Source organism: Microcystis sp. M49636_WE2 (assembly GCF_030065375.1).
GTDB classification, from domain to species: Bacteria; Cyanobacteriota; Cyanobacteriia; order Cyanobacteriales; family Microcystaceae; genus Microcystis; species Microcystis aeruginosa_C.
This window is the reverse complement of the sequence record NZ_JASJFG010000525.1, coordinates 1-2,139: the sequence shown is the minus strand read 5'-3', so window position 1 is coordinate 2,139 and position 2,139 is coordinate 1. Positions and strand designations below refer to the sequence as shown.

The 2,139-nt window shown below is 47.1% G+C and carries 1 protein-coding gene; it reads left to right on the top strand.

What is annotated here, in order from left to right:
* On the top strand, positions 1–1,831 hold a 1,831-nt coding region (gene ftsH3, locus PX484_RS12240; RefSeq protein WP_288104034.1), incomplete at its 5' end, for an ATP-dependent zinc metalloprotease FtsH3.
* Positions 1,832–2,139: the final 308 nt, after the last annotated feature.

The window sequence follows — 2,139 nt, the reverse complement described above, 5'->3', positions numbered from 1 at the left end:
AAAATGGCGCAATGCGGGACTATATGCCCTATTGTTAATCGTAGTCCTTGCCTTGGCCTCAGCTTTCTTCGATCGCCAGCCAGCAGTGCAACAAACTTGGAAGTATAGTGAATTTTTACAGGAAGTGCGGGAAGGTAAAGTGGAAACCGTGCGCTTAAGTGCCGACCGGCAGCGAGCGATCGTACCCACTCAAGATGGAACAAACGTATTAGTTAACCTGCCCAACGATCCGCAATTAATCAACATCTTGGCAGAAAATAACGTTGATATTTCCGTACTGCCCCAAAGAGAAGAAGGAGTATGGGTAAGAGCCTTCAGTAGCCTCTTTTTCCCCATTTTGCTTCTTGTTGGTCTATTTTTCTTGCTCCGTCGCGCCCAAAGTGGTCCTGGTTCCCAAGCGATGAACTTCGGCAAATCGAAAGCAAGAGTACAGATGGAACCCCAAACCCAGGTTACTTTCGGTGATGTGGCCGGGATTGAAGGGGCAAAATTAGAATTAAACGAAGTGGTAGACTTCCTCAAAAATGCCGATCGCTTCACGGCAATTGGGGCAAAAATCCCCAAAGGAGTCCTTTTAGTCGGTCCTCCGGGGACAGGTAAAACCCTGCTCGCTCGCGCAGTAGCTGGAGAAGCGGGAGTCCCGTTTTTTAGCATTTCCGGTTCGGAATTTGTGGAAATGTTCGTCGGGGTGGGTGCTTCTCGCGTCCGCGACCTATTTGAACAAGCGAAAGCGAATGCACCTTGTATAGTTTTTATCGATGAGATTGATGCTGTCGGTCGTCAACGGGGCGCCGGTTTAGGGGGGGGTAACGATGAACGGGAACAAACCCTCAACCAATTATTAACGGAAATGGACGGTTTTGAAGGTAATACAGGTATTATCATTATCGCCGCCACTAACCGCCCCGATGTGCTGGATGCCGCTTTATTACGTCCTGGTCGTTTTGATCGCCAAGTGGTGGTAGATCGTCCCGATTACGCTGGCCGTAAGGAAATCCTTAATGTTCACTCCAGAGGCAAAACCTTGGCCCAAGACGTGGATCTCGATAAAATCGCCCGTCGTACCCCCGGTTTTACCGGTGCGGATCTGGCTAATTTGCTCAACGAAGCCGCCATTTTAGCGGCACGTCGCAATTTAACCGAGATTTCTATGGATGAGGTCAACGATGCGATCGATCGTGTCCTAGCAGGTCCTGAGAAGAAAAATCGCGTCATGAGTGAAAAACGCAAAACTTTAGTTGCTTACCATGAAGCTGGTCACGCTTTGGTGGGTGCTTTAATGCCGGATTATGATCCCGTCCAAAAAATTAGTATTATTCCTCGCGGTCGCGCTGGGGGTTTAACTTGGTTCACTCCTAGCGAGGATCGCATGGAATCCGGGTTATATTCTCGCGCTTATCTGCAAAATCAGATGGCTGTAGCTTTGGGGGGTCGTTTAGCTGAAGAAATTATCTTCGGTGAGGAGGAAGTGACTACGGGTGCTTCTAATGACCTGCAACAGGTGGCACGAGTAGCGCGGCAAATGGTAACTCGTTTCGGCATGAGCGATCGCCTAGGACCGGTGGCCTTAGGTCGTCAAAATGGTAATGTTTTCCTAGGTCGTGATATCGCTTCCGATCGAGATTTCTCCGATGAAACTGCGGCAGCTATTGACGAGGAAGTGCGTAACCTAGTGGAACAGGCCTATCGTCGCGCTAAAGAGGTTTTAGTCAATAACCGCGCCATCTTGGATCAGTTAGCGCAAATGTTAGTGGAAAAAGAAACCGTGGACGCGGAGGAGTTACAAAATATCCTCGCTAATAACGATGTGAAAATGGCGGCTTTAGCTTAAGTTTTGTAACATTTTCTTGACAAACAGCATCCTGATGGGTGCTGTTTTTTTTGTTCAACGAAAATTAATGACAAACGTAATTTCTTGCTGATAAGCTGTTAATCAGCTTCACAATACCCTGTTTAAATGCGTCTTAAGTAAGTGGTTATAATTAAATTGAAGATATATCCCCCCTTGATCCCCCCTTGATAAGTAGGGTTGATTCATGAATCAACCCTACCTTGATGAGGGGATGTCTGATAATTTTTAACGCCTACCTACTTAGGGCTTGCTGAATAAATCTAAAAACCTTGTTGGATAAGGCTTTT